Genomic DNA, 16,043 nt, shown 5'->3' on the forward strand with positions numbered 1-16,043 from the left:
CGTTAGAAAAAAATCGAAATAAGAAACTATTCCTTCATTTTTTCCACCTTACCGCTAAACGAGGATTTAAGAATGAATAATCCGGATTAAATTAGTGAAACAAATCTAAAAAAAATGCCAAATGATTCTTCTTCATTTGGCATTATTCTTCTTAACCCTCATCAGCTTATTAAAAAGTTTGCGCGCTTGCGCCAGCGGGTCCCAAATATCGAATGCTGCTATCCAAGCCTAATATCAGGTAAAAAATGGGACTCAGAAAAATCAGCCCGAGGGTAAAGCCAATGCCCTTTCCATAAGATTGAGAGGTCAGGTGACACATCATGACATAAATAAATAAGTTGATAATGGGTAAAAATAACAATAACAACCACCACCAGGGCTTTCCGATGATTTCCAATAAAATGATGATATTATAAATAGGAATAATCGCCTTCCAACCTTCCTGTCCCGCTTTTTCAAATATTTTCCACAAAGCGACAATTTGAATCACGATCAACGCAAAGTAGACGATCATCACTAAACCCGATCCGGCTGCATTTTCATAATTTTCCATAGAACACAAATTTGTTTGACCATATAACTGATCTTTCTCAAAAAGTGTGTTCTGAGGTAAAAATTATTGCAGCCGTTTATTGGAAAAGATCCTGAAAAATATCCTCCAGCTTGCCAAATGCCCTGATCTGAATGCCGTACTTTTTGAAATCTATGCCTTTCAATCCAAACTTCGAGACATAAATAGTGGAGAAGCCCATTTTTTCCGCCTCCGCAATTCTGGATTCCACATGTGTTACAGCCCTGATTTCTCCTCCCAGGCCAATCTCCGCCGCAAAACAAATGTGTGGCGGAATGGCTATTTCTTCAAAAGAAGAAACCATAGAAGCAGCCACCGCTAAATCCAATGCAGGATCCTGCACTTTCACCCCTCCCGCAATATTTAAAAACACATCACGCATACTCAATCGGTAGCCACCTCTTTTTTCCAGTACGGCAATCAACATCTGAAGACGTTTATTGTCAAATCCGGTGGTCGCTCTTTGTGGCGTTCCATAGGTAGAGGGGCTGGCCAAAGCCTGCGTTTCGATCAAAAGGGGGCGGTTTCCTTCCAGGGTTGCACCGATGGCTACTCCGCTTAATTCTTCCTCTCTTTGGGAAATCAATACTTCTGAGGGGTTATTCACCTCTCTTAACCCATCATTTCGCATTTCATAGATGCCCAGTTCACTGGTGGATCCAAAACGGTTTTTAATCGTCCGTAAAATCCGGTAACTCAAATGGCGATCTCCTTCAAATTGCAAAACCGTATCCACCATATGCTCCAAAACCTTCGGGCCGGCAATATTCCCATCCTTATTAATATGGCCAATAATAAAAGTGGGAGTATTGGTTTCTTTGGCAAAACGCATCAACTCTCCCGTACAATCCTTCACCTGAGAAATACTTCCGGGTGCAGAATCAATAAGCGAGGATCCCAGGGTTTGAATCGAATCAATCACCAATACTTCTGGCTGAATTTCCTTCACCTGATTAAACACTTTGTCCAAATCAGTCTCGGTCAACACAAACAGGTTATTGTTCTTATTGTGCAGGCGATCCGCACGCATCTTAATCTGCTGTGCACTCTCTTCCCCCGAAACATACAGTACTTTTAGTGCAATTAATTTCAAGGCCACCTGCAACATCAAAGTAGACTTTCCTATCCCGGGCTCCCCTCCGATTAGCACCAAAGAGCCCGGCACAATGCCTCCTCCAAGTACGCGGTTCAATTCGGTATCCTGCGCATCAAAACGCTTTTCCTGCTGTACCTGAATATCTTTCAGCGTTACCGCTTTCTGAGCTGTCTTTCGAAAAGAACTTCCGGCTGCTACCGCATCTCCACTGGCAAATCTGGATTTTGTCGTTTTCTCAATCACTTCCTCTGCAAAAGTATTCCATTGCTGACAGGACGGACATTTGCCCAGCCACTTGGGTGCCTCATAACCACAATTTGAACAGAAATACGCTGTTTTAACTTTTGCCTTTGCCATATGAATATTGATCTTGAGAAAAACGAATTTCTACAATTTCTCAGGAATAAAAAATCAATCCCTAAAATCAGACTTTTTAGCGAAGAAAAAATTGATTTTACCAAGATGAAATAGAAATTTTAATTTTTGATGAAAAATACTTTTCCTTCAAATTTAACTTTCCTCCACTTTAATTCCCCCTTCCAAATTCACCCTATTTCTATTTTTATCTTCCATTTTTAGATAATATTCTGCTTGAATAAATTCAACTCTTTTCGAAAACCGTATACACCGATGCGCTGTTACCTAAATAAGTAAAGAAAATTATTTAATCTCATTAGAGCATAAAATCCGGTAATGGCCATTTTTTTGATATTCAAGTACAAATGGCTTACTTCATGAAAATTTTTGAAATAAAAACCATCAAAATTAGATAAACCTTTCTCCAATTATGTGTGGAATTGTTGCTTATAAAGGACACCGACAGGCCGAGGAAATCATCATTAAAGGCCTTCAACGCTTAGAATACCGTGGATATGACAGTGCCGGAATTGCCTTATTGACCCCCGAATTATCCATTTATAAGAAAAAAGGCAAAGTAGCCGAATTACAGGCGCATATCGCCGATCAAAACACTCAATCTACCATTGGAATCGGGCATACCCGTTGGGCCACGCATGGAGAACCAAACGATGTCAACGCGCACCCGCACTATTCTCAAACGAAAGATTTGGCCATTATTCATAATGGTATCATTGAGAATTATGCCTCCGTCAAGAAAGAATTAGTGGCGCATGGCCACGAGTTTACTTCTGAAACGGATACTGAGGTCCTGATTCATTTCATCGAATACATCCAACAGTCTAACAATGTAGACTTGGTAGAAGCGGTTCGATTGGCGTTGAAACGTGTCGTGGGAGCCTACGCCATTGCGATCATTTCCAAAAACGATCCGGATTTGATGATCGCAGCAAGAAAAGGAAGCCCATTGGTGATTGGTTTGGGAAAAAATGAATTCTTCCTGGCTTCAGATGCGACTCCAATTGTGGAATACACCAATGAAGTGGTTTATCTGAATGACAATGAAATTGCGGTAATTCGTGGCAACGAATTGCATATAAAAAATACAGATGATGTTGTTTCCACTCCGGAAATCACCCTCTTGGATTTGGAGTTGGAGGCTATTGAAAAGGGTGGCTATGATCACTTTATGCTCAAAGAAATTAATGAGCAACCAAGATCCATCAATGACTGTTTGAGAGGACGATTAAATGCAAGCGAAGGGCAACTGACCTTGGGCGGAATCAGCGATTATCTGAGCAAATTGCGCCAGGCGGATCGTATCATCATTGCTGCCTGTGGTACTTCCTGGCATGCGGGCTTGGTTGCTGAATACATTTTCGAGGAATTCTGCCGTATTCCGGTTGAAGTGGAATATGCTTCTGAGTTCCGTTACAGAAACCCGGTTATCCACGAAGGCGATATTTTAATTGCTATTTCTCAATCCGGTGAAACTGCCGATACGCTGGCTGCCATGGAATTAGCAAAGTCCAGAGGAGCGACCGTATTAGGGGTTTGTAATGTGGTTGGCTCTTCTATTGCGCGTATCTCAGACGCCGGCGTCTATACGCATGCGGGACCTGAAATCGGGGTGGCTTCAACGAAGGCATTCACCGCTCAGCTTTCTGTTCTATCCATGATTGCATTAAAAGTAGCGCAGCAAAAAGGAACCATCTCTGAAACACGCTTCCGTGAAATGTTGGCGCATTTGGAACAGATTCCAGCAAAAGTAGAAGAGGCTTTGAAGTCCGAAGAACAGATTCGCGGAATTTCGGAACTTTATCAGGATGCCAAAAACTTCCTTTACCTGGGGCGTGGATATAACTTCCCGGTGGCATTGGAAGGCGCCTTGAAACTGAAGGAGATTTCCTATATCCACGCAGAGGGGTATCCGGCGGCAGAAATGAAGCACGGACCGATTGCTTTGATTGATGAAGAAATGCCGGTATGTTTCATTGCTACCCGTGATGGCTCTTACGATAAGGTAGTTTCCAATATTCAGGAGGTAAAAGCCCGTAAAGGGAAAGTGATCGCCATTGTTTCCGAAGGGGACGTTTTGATTCCTAAAATGGTGGATCACGTGATTGAGGTGCCGAACACGCATGAAGCCTTCATGCCACTTGTTGCAACCATTCCATTGCAGCTATTGTCTTACCACATCGCCGTAATGAGAGGTTGTAATGTGGATCAGCCACGAAATTTAGCAAAGTCGGTGACTGTAGAGTAAAAAATTTCCATAGATCAATTTTTAAGGCGCATTCTGATAAGGGAATGCGCCTTTTCTTTTTGCGGATTCATACAAACCTTTATATTTACCGCAAACATTTTTTCAATTATGCCATATTTAGTTTTTGATCTGGAGATGAGTGGTCCGGATCCGGAAATCCACGATATTATTCAAGTAGGGGCCGTTTTGGTGGACGACCGATGGAAGGAAATCAGCAAATTCTCCTCGAATGTTTGTCCAGAGAATATCAACACTATTTCGGCCAAATCAGAAGAGATTCACGGGCTTTCCAAATATGATCTGATGGATGCTCCGGCCATGTACGAAGTGTTGGAGAAAATGGAGGATTGGATTATGGAGCAACTAAATCGTGACAATACCAATCAGCTGCGTGATATTATCCTGGCCGGACAAGGGGTCATGAACGACATTAACTTTCTGCGTGAGGCTTACTATCGGGAAAATATGAAATGGCCATTTTCCTTTAAAATTGTTGATCTGCTAAGCATCAGCACTTTTGCTTTTATGATTTTGGAAAACAATGGCAAAGAGGTGCCCAAAAGGCGTGGACTCAACCATATCGCAGAATACTTCGGGCTGAAAAGGGAAGGAGAGGAGCACAACGCCCTGGAAGATAGCGAACTGACCTTGGCATGCTTTCAGGCATGTTTTGATATCGCTAAAAAAGTGACGCTTTCAGAGTAACATCATGCGGAAAATGGTTAAAAGGATATACTATTCTAATAACAATGAATTTTCTGCTTTTAATCGCCGCAATAGTCTGTAGCCTGGCTTGTGCCGGGCACTTTACCATTGGAGATAAGGATTTCTTAAAACCCGTTTTGGAGAGCCAGGATGTTGGAATAATTCCTAGAAAGGTCATGCACAGCCTGTTTCATTATATGTCCGTCTGGATGCTTATTTCGGCGGTACTGCTTTGGGGATTTGCATTTGATTATGCCTTTGTTTTTCGAAGTACAGAGGATGTAACGCTCCTTATTGGAATTTGCTATTTGGCTTTTGCCATTGTTCAAATCCCCATCGCCATCAATAGTCAACTTGAAAAAGGGCTATTAAAAATGTTCCAGTGGATATTTTGGATCATCATTGGTGTTTGCTGTTTGTTAAGCCTGGGGTAGTTTCAGGCATTTCATGCTCGCCAATGCCCTAATTTGTCTTTAAGAAATTCGATGAGGGCTTCCATTTGATATTTCCCTGAGGCTAAATCTTCCGCCCCCCTTCCCTGTAAATTCATCCACCAGTTCATTCGGAACGTTATTGATTAGGGCAAAATAAGTAAAGGTCACAATACTGATACGCTTATTTCCATCCTGAAATGGATGATTGGAATTAATGGCAAACAACAATTAGGCAGCCTTATCGAAAAAATCAGGAGAATAAATATCTTCCTGTACAAAAAACAAAATCTTATCCAGCTTCCCAATATCAATAATCCCATGACTCCCTCCGGATTTATCAATCAGGATTTTATGGAAATAAAGTATTTCCTCTTTGCTAGGATAATTCATTGAAAAATAGGTTAACCCGGATTATTCGAGCTTAAATCCTCGTTTAGCTGTAAGGCGGAAAAAATGAAGGAATAGTTTCCTATTTCGAGTTTTTTCCAACGAAACAGATGAATGAGGAGAAAGCAAGCTTACCCAACTTTGGGATATAATAAATCAAAGAAAATAGATTTCAAAGACTTGAAAATAAACCGGCTATGATTGACGAATAAAATTTAGCGGTGAATAATTCGGGTTAAGGTTAGGAGAGTAGCTTTACCCGCCTGATCATCAGGTACTTCGTAGTTCCATTAAGATAAGCGCTTAAACATTTCCAAATGCTTATCGATCATTTCTTCCTGTTCTCTCATTTTCAACTGACGATCCACTTCTTTACTTTTATGTAAAATTTGATTCATAGCCGTGGAAAATTTTAAATGGTGACTTTTCGCATATTCCTCGACATAGGCAATGACCTCTGCATCGAGGGTTTCTGCCTTTTTTACCTTTAACTCTTCCATCATTGCGTCTCCTAATGTATGATTTTATACTACTAACGCAAGTCTACCAATTTAATCACTGACTACCAAGCAATTATCAATAACAAACCACATAAACGCCTTTCCTGCCGGAGTCCTTCCTTTTTGATATACTTTCATCCCCAGCTTCTCCGCCAACTTTATGGAGCCTTGATTTTCGGCATACATCCGGGCGGACAATTGTTTGATCCTTAATTCTGAAAAGGCATAATTCATCAGTGCTTTCACCAGCTCATAACCCAATCCTTTTTGCCAATGAAAATGATCCAATATATAGCCCATCTCCAAATGTGTAGCATCCTCAAAAGAGTCAAACAAGCCAACCTCACCAATCAGCTGCTGATTTTCAATTAAAAAAATTCCCCAGAGCCCTCCGTTTTCACCCTGATTACAGCGCTCCACCTTTGTTTTCAATTCCGTATAGGTCCAGTCGGTACGGCCGGATTGAATGTAGCGCATATTCTTTTTTTGCTGATAGACTGATAATAAATCAACAATATCCGTGTTGCTGAGGGACCTGACTTGCAGACGGGAGGTTTCAAAAATGATCATGCTAAAAAATAGTAATAAAACACGAAAAGCCGGCACCCTGAGGATGCCGGCTTCGTATTTTTAATTCCCGAAAAGAATCCGAAAATTTTATTTCGCGCGACGCTCTTTGATACGAGCAGCTTTTCCTTGACGACCACGTAGGTAGAACAAACGTGCACGACGTACTTTACCCAAACGAACAACGTCAATTTTGTCGATGTTTGGAGAAAGCAATGGGAAGATACGCTCTACAGCGATACCAGAAGAGATCTTACGAACAGTGAAAGTTTCACCGTTAGAACCTGCATTACGGATCTGCATTACAGTTCCTTGGTACTGCTGGATACGCTCTTTGTTACCCTCTTTAATTTTACAGTGTACATTTACAGTATCACCGGCTTTGAACTTAGGAAGCGCTGCACGGCGCTCATTGCTCTCAGCTTCTACGAATTTAATTAAATCGCTCATTATTGTAATCTTATCGTGCCCTCGCAGGGCACCATGTTGAATAATTTTAATTCAAAGGAGCGGCTGATCCGCTCTTTAATTTTTAGAATCAGCATCCTTGAGTAATTCCGGGCGACGCTCTTGTGTACGCTTTACGGATTGCTCAAAACGCCAGGCCTCAATCTTGCTGTGGTCTCCGGAAAGTAATACTTTGGGCACTTCCCAACCATTGTATTCCTTTGGTCGGGTATAAACAGGAGGGGCGACTAAACCATCCTGAAAGGAATCAGTAAGTGCTGAAGTTTCATCTCCTAACACTCCCGGGATCAATCGGGCTACTGCGTCCGTCACTACCGCCGCACCAAGCTCACCACCGGACAACACATAGTCGCCAATGCTGATCTCCCGCGTAATGTAGTGCTCCCGCACCCTTTCGTCCACACCTTTATAATGCCCACAAAGAATAATCAGGTTGCCGCCTTTCAGCGCAAGCTCATTGGCAATACTTTGCTCAAATCGCTCCCCATCCGGACTCATGTAAATGACCTCATCGTAATCGCGCTCTGCCTTCAATGAATCGATGCATTTGGCAATCGGCTCAATCATCATCACCATTCCGGCACCACCTCCAAATGTATAATCATCTATCTGGCGATACTTATTGGTAGAGAATTCGCGAAGGTTATGTACCTCCACGGTGATCAGACCTTTGTCCTGTGCACGTTTCAGGATCGAATGACTCAATGGACTTTCGATCAATTCCGGCAGCACGGTGATAATATCAATTCTCATTTCCCTGCTTAGTCCTCTGTGTAAACTTCCAATAAACCCTCAGGCAATTGCGTCTCAATTACCTTTGCTTCCTTATCAACTTTCAGTAGAATATCATCCGCCATCGGGACCAAAACTTCCTTCCCATTACAGTCCACTGCAATTAAAGGTTGTTTATCGTTATCGTAAACGGTGGTAACCATTCCGAAATCCCCGTGCTGACGATCCTGCATCCGGAAGCCAACAATCTCGTGATAGTAAAACTTTCCTTCGCCTAAATCCGGCAGGATATCAAGCGGCAGAAATAATTTTACACCTTTTAATGCGTCAGCGTCTTCAGGGCTTTCAACCCCTTCAAAAGTGAATATCGCCTGATCTCCCTTCATGCGGATATCCTCCACAATATAAGGCACCAAACTTCCACCATGTTCCAGGAATACCGCTTCCAAATCAATATAAACTGAAGGATCATCTGTATCTAAAACAGCATTTACTGATCCATCTAATCCATGTCTTTTGGTGATATACCCCAGCTCAAAACACTGATCTATACGCATCGGCTATTAATCAATCTTATGCTTCAGTTTCTTCAGCAGCAGGAGCTTCTCCTTCTGCATCATCACCAGCAACCTCAGCTTCAGCAGCTGCAGCAGCAGCTTCTTCTTCCGCTTTACGAGCCGCGATAGCATCAATACGCGCTTGGTTTTTAGCCGCTTCAGCGTCAAAACGTGCTTTCGCCGCAGCGTCAGCTTCGTTCGCCAATTTAGCGATCTTACCTTCGATCTTCGCCAATTTAGCTTCTTTCCATGCGTTATACTTCTCGTCAGCTTGCTCCTGAGTGATCGCACCTTTGTTCACACCAATTTGAAGGTGCTTACGGAACATTACTCCTTTGTAAGACAACAATGCACGTGCAGTATCGGTAGGCTGAGCACCTTTCATTACCCAATCAAAAGCTGCATCTTCGTTGAAATCAACGGTTGCAGGGTTTGTGTTAGGATTGTAGATACCCAAGTTCTCGATGAATTTACCATCACGTGGTGATCTTGAATCAGCAACAACCAAGTTATAGATTGCTTGTCTCTTGCGTCCACGACGCGCTAATCTGATTTTAACTGCCATTTTTTAAATTATAAAAACGTTTAACGTTAACGAAGGAACACGTCCTTCTATTTAATTGAGGGGCAAAGGTAGAGAAAATTATTGGGATTTCGTTACAATTCCCCCAATAAATTAAACCGCTAACATGCTGAAAATAAATACGGTTTCATTCTTAACCGTTTGCTTATGCCCATAACATCCTTTGGCCTATTCCCCTTTTGCAAAAAAGTAGCCAAACTTGTGATGCTACCGCCAACAAAGTGTTTTGAAGACATGAAGAAATCGCAACTACCGGTAAAAATTTGTAAAACTTGTGGCCGGCCTTTTAGCTGGAGAAAGAAATGGGCAAAGGATTGGGAAGAAGTGAAATACTGTAGTCACAGATGTAGGGCCAATCGCAAAACAAAAAAAGCCCAAACAGCGGGTAACTGATTGGGCTTTAAAAAGAATATAATCCGTTATCTAGTATAATCCATCTATCGAAAGGTATCTTTCACCGGTATCATAGCAGAAAGTCAAAATTTTAGAACCTACTGGAATCTCCGGTAACTTTTTCGCAATAGCAGCCAATGAAGCTCCTGAGGATATTCCAATAAAAATTCCCTCTTCTTTCGCTGCGCGCTGTGCAAATTCAAATGCCTCCTCCTTGTCCACCGTAATGGCTCCGGTCAATACCGAAGTATCCATCACCTTGGGCACGAAACCTGCTCCAATCCCCTGCAAAGGATGTGGCCCGGGCTCACCTCCCGACAACACAGGACTTGCAGTGGGTTCCACCGCATAGACTTTCATCTTGGGGTGGTGCTCCTTCAAAGCGTTTGCTACTCCGGTAATATGACCACCCGTTCCTACACCAGTAATCATATAATCAAAGCCACTGGACATATCCTGAATAATTTCCTTGGCAGTACGCTCAAAATGCACTTTACTATTGGCCTCATTGTCAAATTGCATGGGCATCCAGGCTCCCTCTGTCGCCTCCACCAATTCTTCAGCTTTGGCAATAGCACCCTTCATTCCTTTTTCTTTTGGCGTCAAGACCAATTCCGCTCCATATGCCGCCATAATTCTCCTGCGCTCAATACTCATGGATTCCGGCATCACCAACTTTATCTTGTAGCCTTTCACGGCAGCAACCAAAGCCAAGCCTATCCCGGTGTTTCCTGAGGTAGGTTCAATAATGGTTCCCCCTTTGGATAATTGCCCCTTTTCCTCAGCATCCTCTACCATAGATAATGCAATACGGTCTTTAATACTACCTCCGGGATTCGCTCTTTCCAGCTTCATCCAAACCTCTACATCTTTTCCAAAAAGTCTGTTGATTTTCACCAGGGGAGTGTGCCCGATGGTTTGTAGGATATTTTGTACTTTCATGTTGAATACGCTTATTCAAAATTCAGCGGGGTGATTTCAATAAACTATATCACTTTTACCCTTTTTCAATGCGCCCCGCATAAAAATGCTTAGATGGTAAAAGCTTTATATTAACGTATTATTCAAAGGCTGCGTTCTGTTTTTTCTTATTATTTGTGCAAACAATCTTTGAAAATTAAAAATTCAGGTCTTCAAATCCTGTTTGCTAATGCAATCTTGAAATGCCCCTCCCATTTAACCAAAAGCAAATCCCCTTTAATAAACTGACTCCGATACTGCTTACAATCAATCGATTACCCCTAGCTAAATCCAATTGCTACTAGATTTTTTCAAAAAGTATAATAATTCTAATCAGTCCCTTTCAGGATCTCCTTGAATCGGTTTTATTTGGAAATTGCGGCTTTTCAATTAATAAAATCTAAGCTTTGATGAAAAATTTAATAAATTACCCCTAATTACCATACTTAACTCCTACAGCATGACGATCAAACAAGTCGCCATTCAGCTACTCAATCAACTAGATTCAGTCATTAAACAAATGACCGCTACCGAATACCAAAGCCCAATTGATGTTTTAGGCAAGGGTAGTATTGGCCAACACGTTCGCCATACTTTGGAATTTTTCACTTGCTTAGAAAGCGGTTTACCAAAGGGAATCGTAAACTATGATGAACGCGAAAGAAAACTCGCTTTGGAAAATGATCCAGTAACCGCATTAAAGGCAATTCAGGAAATCCAAAAATTTATTCTAAACACTGAAAATCAAAAATTAAGTTTGGAAGGAAAATACCTTGGTGATGAAGGGGAGATGAGCTTCAGTGTGGAATCTAATTTTGAACGCGAATTAGCTTATAATATTGAACATACTGTCCACCATATGGCCATGATGAGAGTGGGGTATCGACTATTGTTCCCCAACATTAAGGTTCCGGAACATTTTGGAGTGGCAAGCTCCACAGTAGCGCATCAGAAAATAAAATAAACCTATCGCTCATGTGTACGGTAACCTTTGTGCCCACTGAGGAGGGCTTTATCTTCACCTCCAACCGGGATGTAAGCTATCAACGGCCCTATGCCGAATTACCCAAAATCCATATGGAGGGACACCTGAAGGTTTTAATGCCTATAGACCCCATGGGGAGCGGTAGTTGGATTGGACTTTCTCCCTATTTTCATGCCGTATGCCTTCTAAACGGAGGTTTTGTTAATCACAAAAGCAATCCACCTTATCGCCATAGTCGGGGACTGGTGGTCAGAGACTTGCTTCGGCACCAAGATTTGCCCAAATTTTCATCCGAATATAATTTCCACGGCATTGAGCCCTTTACCTTAATTGCCATTCAGGATAAAACCCTGTATGAGATGGTGTGGACGGGCAAGCAACTTTACATCAAAAACCTACCGAATCATCAAAGCTATATTTGGTCCAGCGCCACATTATACGATGCTAATATCCGGCAAAAAAGAATAGATTGGTTCCAGGATTGGCTGGCCAATTATCCGCACGACCTGGCTTCCCTCCGAGGTTTTCATGAAAATGCCGGGGAAGGTAATCCCAGAAACAACGTCATGATGGACTGGGCCGAAATGGAAGTGGGTACGGTAAGCACCACCACCATTTTAAAGGAAAATGGGGCGCATTTTATGCATTATAAAGACTGGAAGACGCAACGCTCGGCCATGGTCAAATTTGAATCTGATTTAGTCATTGAATAAAAATGAACTTAAGGTCATTTTTCATAAAATTAACCTCCTGGGAATACTGGCCCTGGCAGTTGGTTTACCTCCCGATTTGGTTTTACGCTTTGGGCATTGCTATTCGTGCCCGATCTCCTTTTTTCTTTTCCGCCTCTAACCCCGGAATTGAAAACGGTGGGCTTTTGGCGGAATCCAAATCGGCGATTTTAAAAAAAATTCCGGCGGAGTTTACCCCCAAAACCTTATTGATCGAAAAGCCGGAACCACAAAATATTTTAAGGGGAATGGAACAACTCGGGCTATCTTTCCCCATAATCCTTAAGCCTGATTTTGGAGAAAGAGGCAGGGGCGTTGAAAAAATTAATCATGAAGAAGAACTGCCCTCTTATTGCCGGGAAGTGCAAATTCCGGTCATCATTCAGGAATTTATTGATTACCCTCTCGAAGTAGGTGTTTTTTACTACCGCCACCCCAATCGCCAATTCGGAACCATCAGCTCTGTGGTATTAAAAGAAATGCTAAGCATTACCGGAGATGGAAAAAGCTCGGTGGAAACTTTAATGACACAAAATCCAAGAGCATTCTTACAGTTGGAACGACTAAAGGAAGCACAGCATGATCTAATGACCACTGTAGTTCCTAAGGGGGAGAAATTATTATTAGAATCTATTGGAAACCATTGCAGGGGCACGAAATTCCTAAACGGCAATCACCTCATCAATAAAGTGCTTCATGCCAGGTTTGATCAGATCGCGCTTCAGATTGAAGGCTTTAACTACGGGCGTTTTGACTTAAGAGTGCCCTCTCTGGAAGATTTATATGCAGGAAAAAACATCAAAATCATGGAGCTCAATGGCGCTAAGGCGGAACCTGCCCATATTTATCATCCTGGTTATTCCCTGGTTCAGGCCTACAAAGACTTGTTTGCCCATTGGAAAGTAATGGGAGATATCAGTATTGCTAACCATCAAAATGGAGTACCTTACACGACCTTCCGAAAAGGGATTGCCTCCCTCATAGAATACCAACAACTTTCTAAAATGTAAAAGGGAGGCCTCCGTTTCCGAAACCCTCCCCATTAAATATAGTACTTCAAATAGCTTCCTATAATAAGCCTGTAGCTTTTAAATCTTTACCCACCGCTTTGCCAAAGCTCTTCCCAATGGCCTTTACACTTGGAGGATTCTCAATGGTCGTTCTGCAATTGTAAATACGACTTTTGGTTTTAATATCATAAATATCTCCCTGCAAGCGAAGCGTACGTCTTATCTGGATGGCCTGTGGTCTTGACTTATCTAAATTCTCCTGAACATTGCCTTCAGGATATTGCGAACCTGCCTCCACACCATAATGTTGATTGCTGTAAAAACCCATGGACTGATCTTCCATTAAACTTCTACCCGATCGACCCGTCACCTGCGCCTGCACGGTATCGCTCGCATAATCCAACACCGTCACTACCATCAGAGCAGTTTTGCCCATAGCGATCAGCTGATCCAAATGCGCTTGCTTACTTTTCGTGGTATCAGTCAATATTACTCTGGCAGATGTCGCTTTTAAGGCTGCAGGTAAGCCCTTGGCTACAGTAGATTCGATAAATTCTCCATCTCCATAATCACCCTGATAAAGCACCACCAACGACTGCGGCCCCTCAAAGCCGGATTTGTTCATTTTGTCACTTTGTGTAACGATGGTTTTGGTACAGGCAGAAAAAACCGCTGCCATCATTAAAAAAGTAAGTGTTTTAAAAATTCTCATTATTTATGATTGATTAATTGTTGTTATCGCCAAAGCCCCTCCTTCCTCATATTTTTACCCAAAGCTTTCCCAAAACTACTCCCAACTCCTAAAGAGGGCTTTTTGGTTCCCGTTTTTGAAAGGCAATTATAGACCAGTTTCCGGCTTTTCAGGTCATAAAGTTCTGCTCGTAAAACTACTGCGTCTTCAATTTCTGCTGGAGTTTGCTGATCTAATTGCTGCCGGCCCCGGATACTTCCGCCGTCCGCATCAGTCGTCAGATTCATTTCACTGGAATCCTTCACCAGCTTCACGAGTAAAACCGTATTCTTGCCCTGTTCCATTAAAGATTTTACATGCTGCTCAACGGTCGCATGGGGATCAAACAATACTTTTCGGATAGAAACCGCATTTAAATCTGATGGCAATGAACTCGCCAGGCGCTCCTCAAAACTGCATACCCAGTCCAGATCCTGCTCGCCATCATACACCACGACCAACTGGGGTTCCACCAAACTTTCTTTCACCGGAGATTCAGACTGGGTAATCACCGTTTTAGAACAGGAAAATAAGAACATCAGAAAGGATAAAAGGCCTAGTAGGTAGCGATTCGGTTTCATAAGGAGATGTAGGAAATTGGAATTAAACCATCGTTTCTCCAACAGTCATGCTCAGGATTCGTAAAAATTTCCGAGGAAAATTACAAAGAATAAAGCAAACTATCGAGCAGAAACACAATTGTATCTTTATAAAATTTTAACCCTTTAATTGTTTCATACGATCTTTTTTTTCATCCGCCCATGAAATTTGCAACAAAAACCATACATGCCGGCCAAAAGCCAGATCCCTCCACCGGAGCGATCATGCCGCCCATTTATCAGACCTCTACTTATGTACAAGCCGCTCCCGGAGATCATAAAGGATATGAATATTCCCGAACACAAAACCCTACCCGGGATGCGCTGCAAGCCAATTTGGCAGCATTAGAAAACGGTAAGCATGGACTTTGCTTTGCCTCGGGTCTGGCGGCCATAGACGCTATCATCAAATTATTAAAACCGGGAGACGAAGTAATTTCGTCCAATGATCTGTATGGTGGGAGTTATCGCATTTTTACTAAAATTTTCGAACCCCTGGGAATTAAATTCCACTTCGTTGATATGGAAAAGGTGGACAATATTGAATCCTTTATCAATAAAAACACCAAAATGGTATGGGTAGAAACGCCCACCAATCCCATGATGAACATTGTGGACCTGAAAGCCATCGGTCACCTGGCGAAAAAGCATGATTTGCTATTCACCGTAGACAATACCTTCGCCACGCCTTACCTGCAACAACCCTTGAATTTTGGAGCAGATATCGTGATGCATTCCGCCACTAAATACCTGGGCGGCCATTCGGATGTGATTATGGGGGCCGTAGTCGTGAATGATAATGAGTTGGCGGATAAGCTCGCCTTTATTCAAAACTCCTGCGGTGCAGTACCCGGCCCACAGGATGTTTTTTTAGTTTTAAGAGGCATCAAAACCCTAGCCGTAAGAATGGATCGGCATTGCCATAACGGTACCATTGTGGCAGAATTCTTAAAACAGCACGAGGCCGTAGAAAAAGTTTACTGGCCCGGATTTCACGATCACCCCAACCATGCCGCAGCCCGCGCGCAAATGAAAGATTTCGGTGGAATGATTTCCTTCAGCCTGAAGGACAACCGGCAGGAAAAGGCTTTTGAGGTTTTGAAAAAATTCAAATTCTTTGCCCTGGCGGAATCCCTTGGCGGAGTAGAGAGTCTGGCCGGACATCCTGCTACCATGACACATGCTGCCATTCCTAAGGATCAAAGAGAAAAAGTAGGAGTGACCGACTCCCTGATTCGCCTGAGCGTTGGTATTGAAGATGCCGAAGATCTGGTGGACGACCTGGCGCAAGCCCTTAGCTAAAATGAATAGCCCGGAAATTCCGGGCTACTTTCAATCCCCTCAACTATTTGAAGTTGCTGTAATTAAATGGTAAATTGCATCCATAATAAATAGCAACGCAAGTTTTTTTT

General features: G+C 42.5%; 21 protein-coding genes. 8 read left to right on the forward strand and 13 right to left on the reverse strand.

The features are described from left to right. Nucleotides 1-169 precede the first annotated feature (169 nt). Nucleotides 170-553 carry a DUF5684 domain-containing protein gene (locus AAA970_RS14775; RefSeq protein WP_338237663.1) on the reverse strand — a complete coding sequence of 128 codons (384 nt, stop codon included), beginning with the start codon at nucleotides 551-553 and terminating at the stop codon, nucleotides 170-172. 76 nt (nucleotides 554-629) lie between these two features. Then, the gene (gene radA, locus AAA970_RS14780) at nucleotides 630-2,024 is read right to left on the reverse strand and encodes a DNA repair protein RadA (protein WP_338237664.1); all 1,395 of its coding nucleotides are present in this window, start codon (nucleotides 2,022-2,024) and stop codon (nucleotides 630-632) included. Between the two features lie 430 nt (nucleotides 2,025-2,454). Here radA and glmS point away from each other — a divergent pair, with 430 nt between their 5' ends. From glmS to AAA970_RS14795, 3 genes are all read left to right on the forward strand, one after another. Then, the gene (gene glmS / locus AAA970_RS14785; RefSeq protein WP_060684984.1) at nucleotides 2,455-4,290 is read left to right on the forward strand and encodes a glutamine--fructose-6-phosphate transaminase (isomerizing); all 1,836 of its coding nucleotides are present in this window, start codon (nucleotides 2,455-2,457) and stop codon (nucleotides 4,288-4,290) included. A 108-nt stretch (nucleotides 4,291-4,398) separates the two neighbouring features. Further along, the gene (locus AAA970_RS14790) at nucleotides 4,399-4,995 is read left to right on the forward strand and encodes a 3'-5' exonuclease (protein ID WP_338237665.1); all 597 of its coding nucleotides are present in this window, start codon (nucleotides 4,399-4,401) and stop codon (nucleotides 4,993-4,995) included. Between the two features lie 44 nt (nucleotides 4,996-5,039). Continuing rightward, nucleotides 5,040-5,429, forward strand: coding sequence for a hypothetical protein (locus AAA970_RS14795; RefSeq protein WP_338237666.1), 390 nt, complete (start codon nucleotides 5,040-5,042; stop codon nucleotides 5,427-5,429). Between the two features lie 39 nt (nucleotides 5,430-5,468). Here the strand turns inward: AAA970_RS14795 and AAA970_RS27825 are convergent, their stop codons facing one another. From AAA970_RS27825 to AAA970_RS14830, 8 genes are all read right to left on the reverse strand, one after another. After that, entirely contained in the window at nucleotides 5,469-5,657 is a 189-nt protein-coding gene (locus AAA970_RS27825; protein WP_420916719.1) for a Fic family protein, read from the reverse strand. Further along, complete coding sequence (locus AAA970_RS14800) at nucleotides 5,658-5,819, reverse strand: hypothetical protein (RefSeq protein WP_338237667.1); 162 nt, start codon at nucleotides 5,817-5,819, stop codon at nucleotides 5,658-5,660. A 287-nt stretch (nucleotides 5,820-6,106) separates the two neighbouring features. Continuing rightward, nucleotides 6,107-6,319: a hypothetical protein gene (locus AAA970_RS14805; protein ID WP_338237668.1), complete on the reverse strand. Its 213-nt coding sequence runs from the start codon at nucleotides 6,317-6,319 to the stop codon at nucleotides 6,107-6,109. A gap of 48 nt (nucleotides 6,320-6,367) precedes the next feature. Next, nucleotides 6,368-6,886 carry a GNAT family N-acetyltransferase gene (locus tag AAA970_RS14810; RefSeq protein WP_338237669.1) on the reverse strand — a complete coding sequence of 173 codons (519 nt, stop codon included), beginning with the start codon at nucleotides 6,884-6,886 and terminating at the stop codon, nucleotides 6,368-6,370. An 87-nt stretch (nucleotides 6,887-6,973) separates the two neighbouring features. Continuing rightward, nucleotides 6,974-7,333: a 50S ribosomal protein L19 gene (rplS, locus tag AAA970_RS14815; protein WP_338237670.1), complete on the reverse strand. Its 360-nt coding sequence runs from the start codon at nucleotides 7,331-7,333 to the stop codon at nucleotides 6,974-6,976. Between the two features lie 75 nt (nucleotides 7,334-7,408). After that, on the reverse strand, nucleotides 7,409-8,104 hold the full coding sequence (trmD, locus tag AAA970_RS14820; protein WP_053406440.1) for a tRNA (guanosine(37)-N1)-methyltransferase TrmD: 696 nt from the start codon (nucleotides 8,102-8,104) through the stop codon (nucleotides 7,409-7,411). A gap of 8 nt (nucleotides 8,105-8,112) precedes the next feature. After that, on the reverse strand, nucleotides 8,113-8,640 hold the full coding sequence (gene rimM / locus AAA970_RS14825; protein ID WP_338237671.1) for a ribosome maturation factor RimM: 528 nt from the start codon (nucleotides 8,638-8,640) through the stop codon (nucleotides 8,113-8,115). Nucleotides 8,641-8,656: 16 nt separating this feature from the next. After that, complete coding sequence (locus AAA970_RS14830; protein ID WP_053406438.1) at nucleotides 8,657-9,205, reverse strand: 30S ribosomal protein S16; 549 nt, start codon at nucleotides 9,203-9,205, stop codon at nucleotides 8,657-8,659. Between the two features lie 252 nt (nucleotides 9,206-9,457). Between AAA970_RS14830 and AAA970_RS14835 the strand changes: the two genes are divergently transcribed. After that, on the forward strand, nucleotides 9,458-9,616 hold the full coding sequence (locus AAA970_RS14835; protein ID WP_338237672.1) for a DUF2256 domain-containing protein: 159 nt from the start codon (nucleotides 9,458-9,460) through the stop codon (nucleotides 9,614-9,616). A gap of 30 nt (nucleotides 9,617-9,646) precedes the next feature. On the opposite strand, the gene cysK is transcribed toward AAA970_RS14835, so the two are convergent. Further along, complete coding sequence (gene cysK, locus AAA970_RS14840; RefSeq protein ID WP_053406436.1) at nucleotides 9,647-10,558, reverse strand: cysteine synthase A; 912 nt, start codon at nucleotides 10,556-10,558, stop codon at nucleotides 9,647-9,649. Nucleotides 10,559-11,036: 478 nt separating this feature from the next. On the opposite strand from cysK, the gene AAA970_RS14845 reads away from it, so the two are divergent. Genes AAA970_RS14845 through AAA970_RS14855 form a run of 3 tightly spaced genes read left to right on the forward strand, consistent with a single transcriptional unit; the run spans nucleotide 11,037 to nucleotide 13,302 of the window. Beyond that, on the forward strand, nucleotides 11,037-11,540 hold the full coding sequence (locus tag AAA970_RS14845; protein WP_060684990.1) for a hypothetical protein: 504 nt from the start codon (nucleotides 11,037-11,039) through the stop codon (nucleotides 11,538-11,540). 11 nt (nucleotides 11,541-11,551) lie between these two features. Continuing rightward, nucleotides 11,552-12,274 (forward strand): NRDE family protein, encoded by a 723-nt coding sequence (locus AAA970_RS14850; RefSeq protein WP_338237673.1) that lies wholly within the window; start codon nucleotides 11,552-11,554, stop codon nucleotides 12,272-12,274. A gap of 2 nt (nucleotides 12,275-12,276) precedes the next feature. Beyond that, entirely contained in the window at nucleotides 12,277-13,302 is a 1,026-nt protein-coding gene (locus AAA970_RS14855; RefSeq protein WP_338237674.1) for an ATP-grasp domain-containing protein, read from the forward strand. Between the two features lie 58 nt (nucleotides 13,303-13,360). On the opposite strand, the gene AAA970_RS14860 is transcribed toward AAA970_RS14855, so the two are convergent. Together AAA970_RS14860 and AAA970_RS14865 are read right to left on the reverse strand one after the other, a co-directional pair. Next, nucleotides 13,361-14,014, reverse strand: coding sequence for a hypothetical protein (locus AAA970_RS14860; RefSeq protein ID WP_338237675.1), 654 nt, complete (start codon nucleotides 14,012-14,014; stop codon nucleotides 13,361-13,363). A gap of 23 nt (nucleotides 14,015-14,037) precedes the next feature. Next, nucleotides 14,038-14,613, reverse strand: coding sequence for a hypothetical protein (locus tag AAA970_RS14865; protein WP_060684994.1), 576 nt, complete (start codon nucleotides 14,611-14,613; stop codon nucleotides 14,038-14,040). A 180-nt stretch (nucleotides 14,614-14,793) separates the two neighbouring features. Between AAA970_RS14865 and AAA970_RS14870 the strand changes: the two genes are divergently transcribed. Then, nucleotides 14,794-15,933: a cystathionine gamma-synthase gene (locus AAA970_RS14870; protein ID WP_338237676.1), complete on the forward strand. Its 1,140-nt coding sequence runs from the start codon at nucleotides 14,794-14,796 to the stop codon at nucleotides 15,931-15,933. The last annotated feature ends 110 nt before the right edge of the window (nucleotides 15,934-16,043 follow it).

Origin of the sequence: Persicobacter diffluens, from assembly GCF_036244895.1 — a bacterium.
In the GTDB taxonomy this organism is placed as follows: Bacteria; Bacteroidota; Bacteroidia; order Cytophagales; family Cyclobacteriaceae; genus Persicobacter; species Persicobacter diffluens.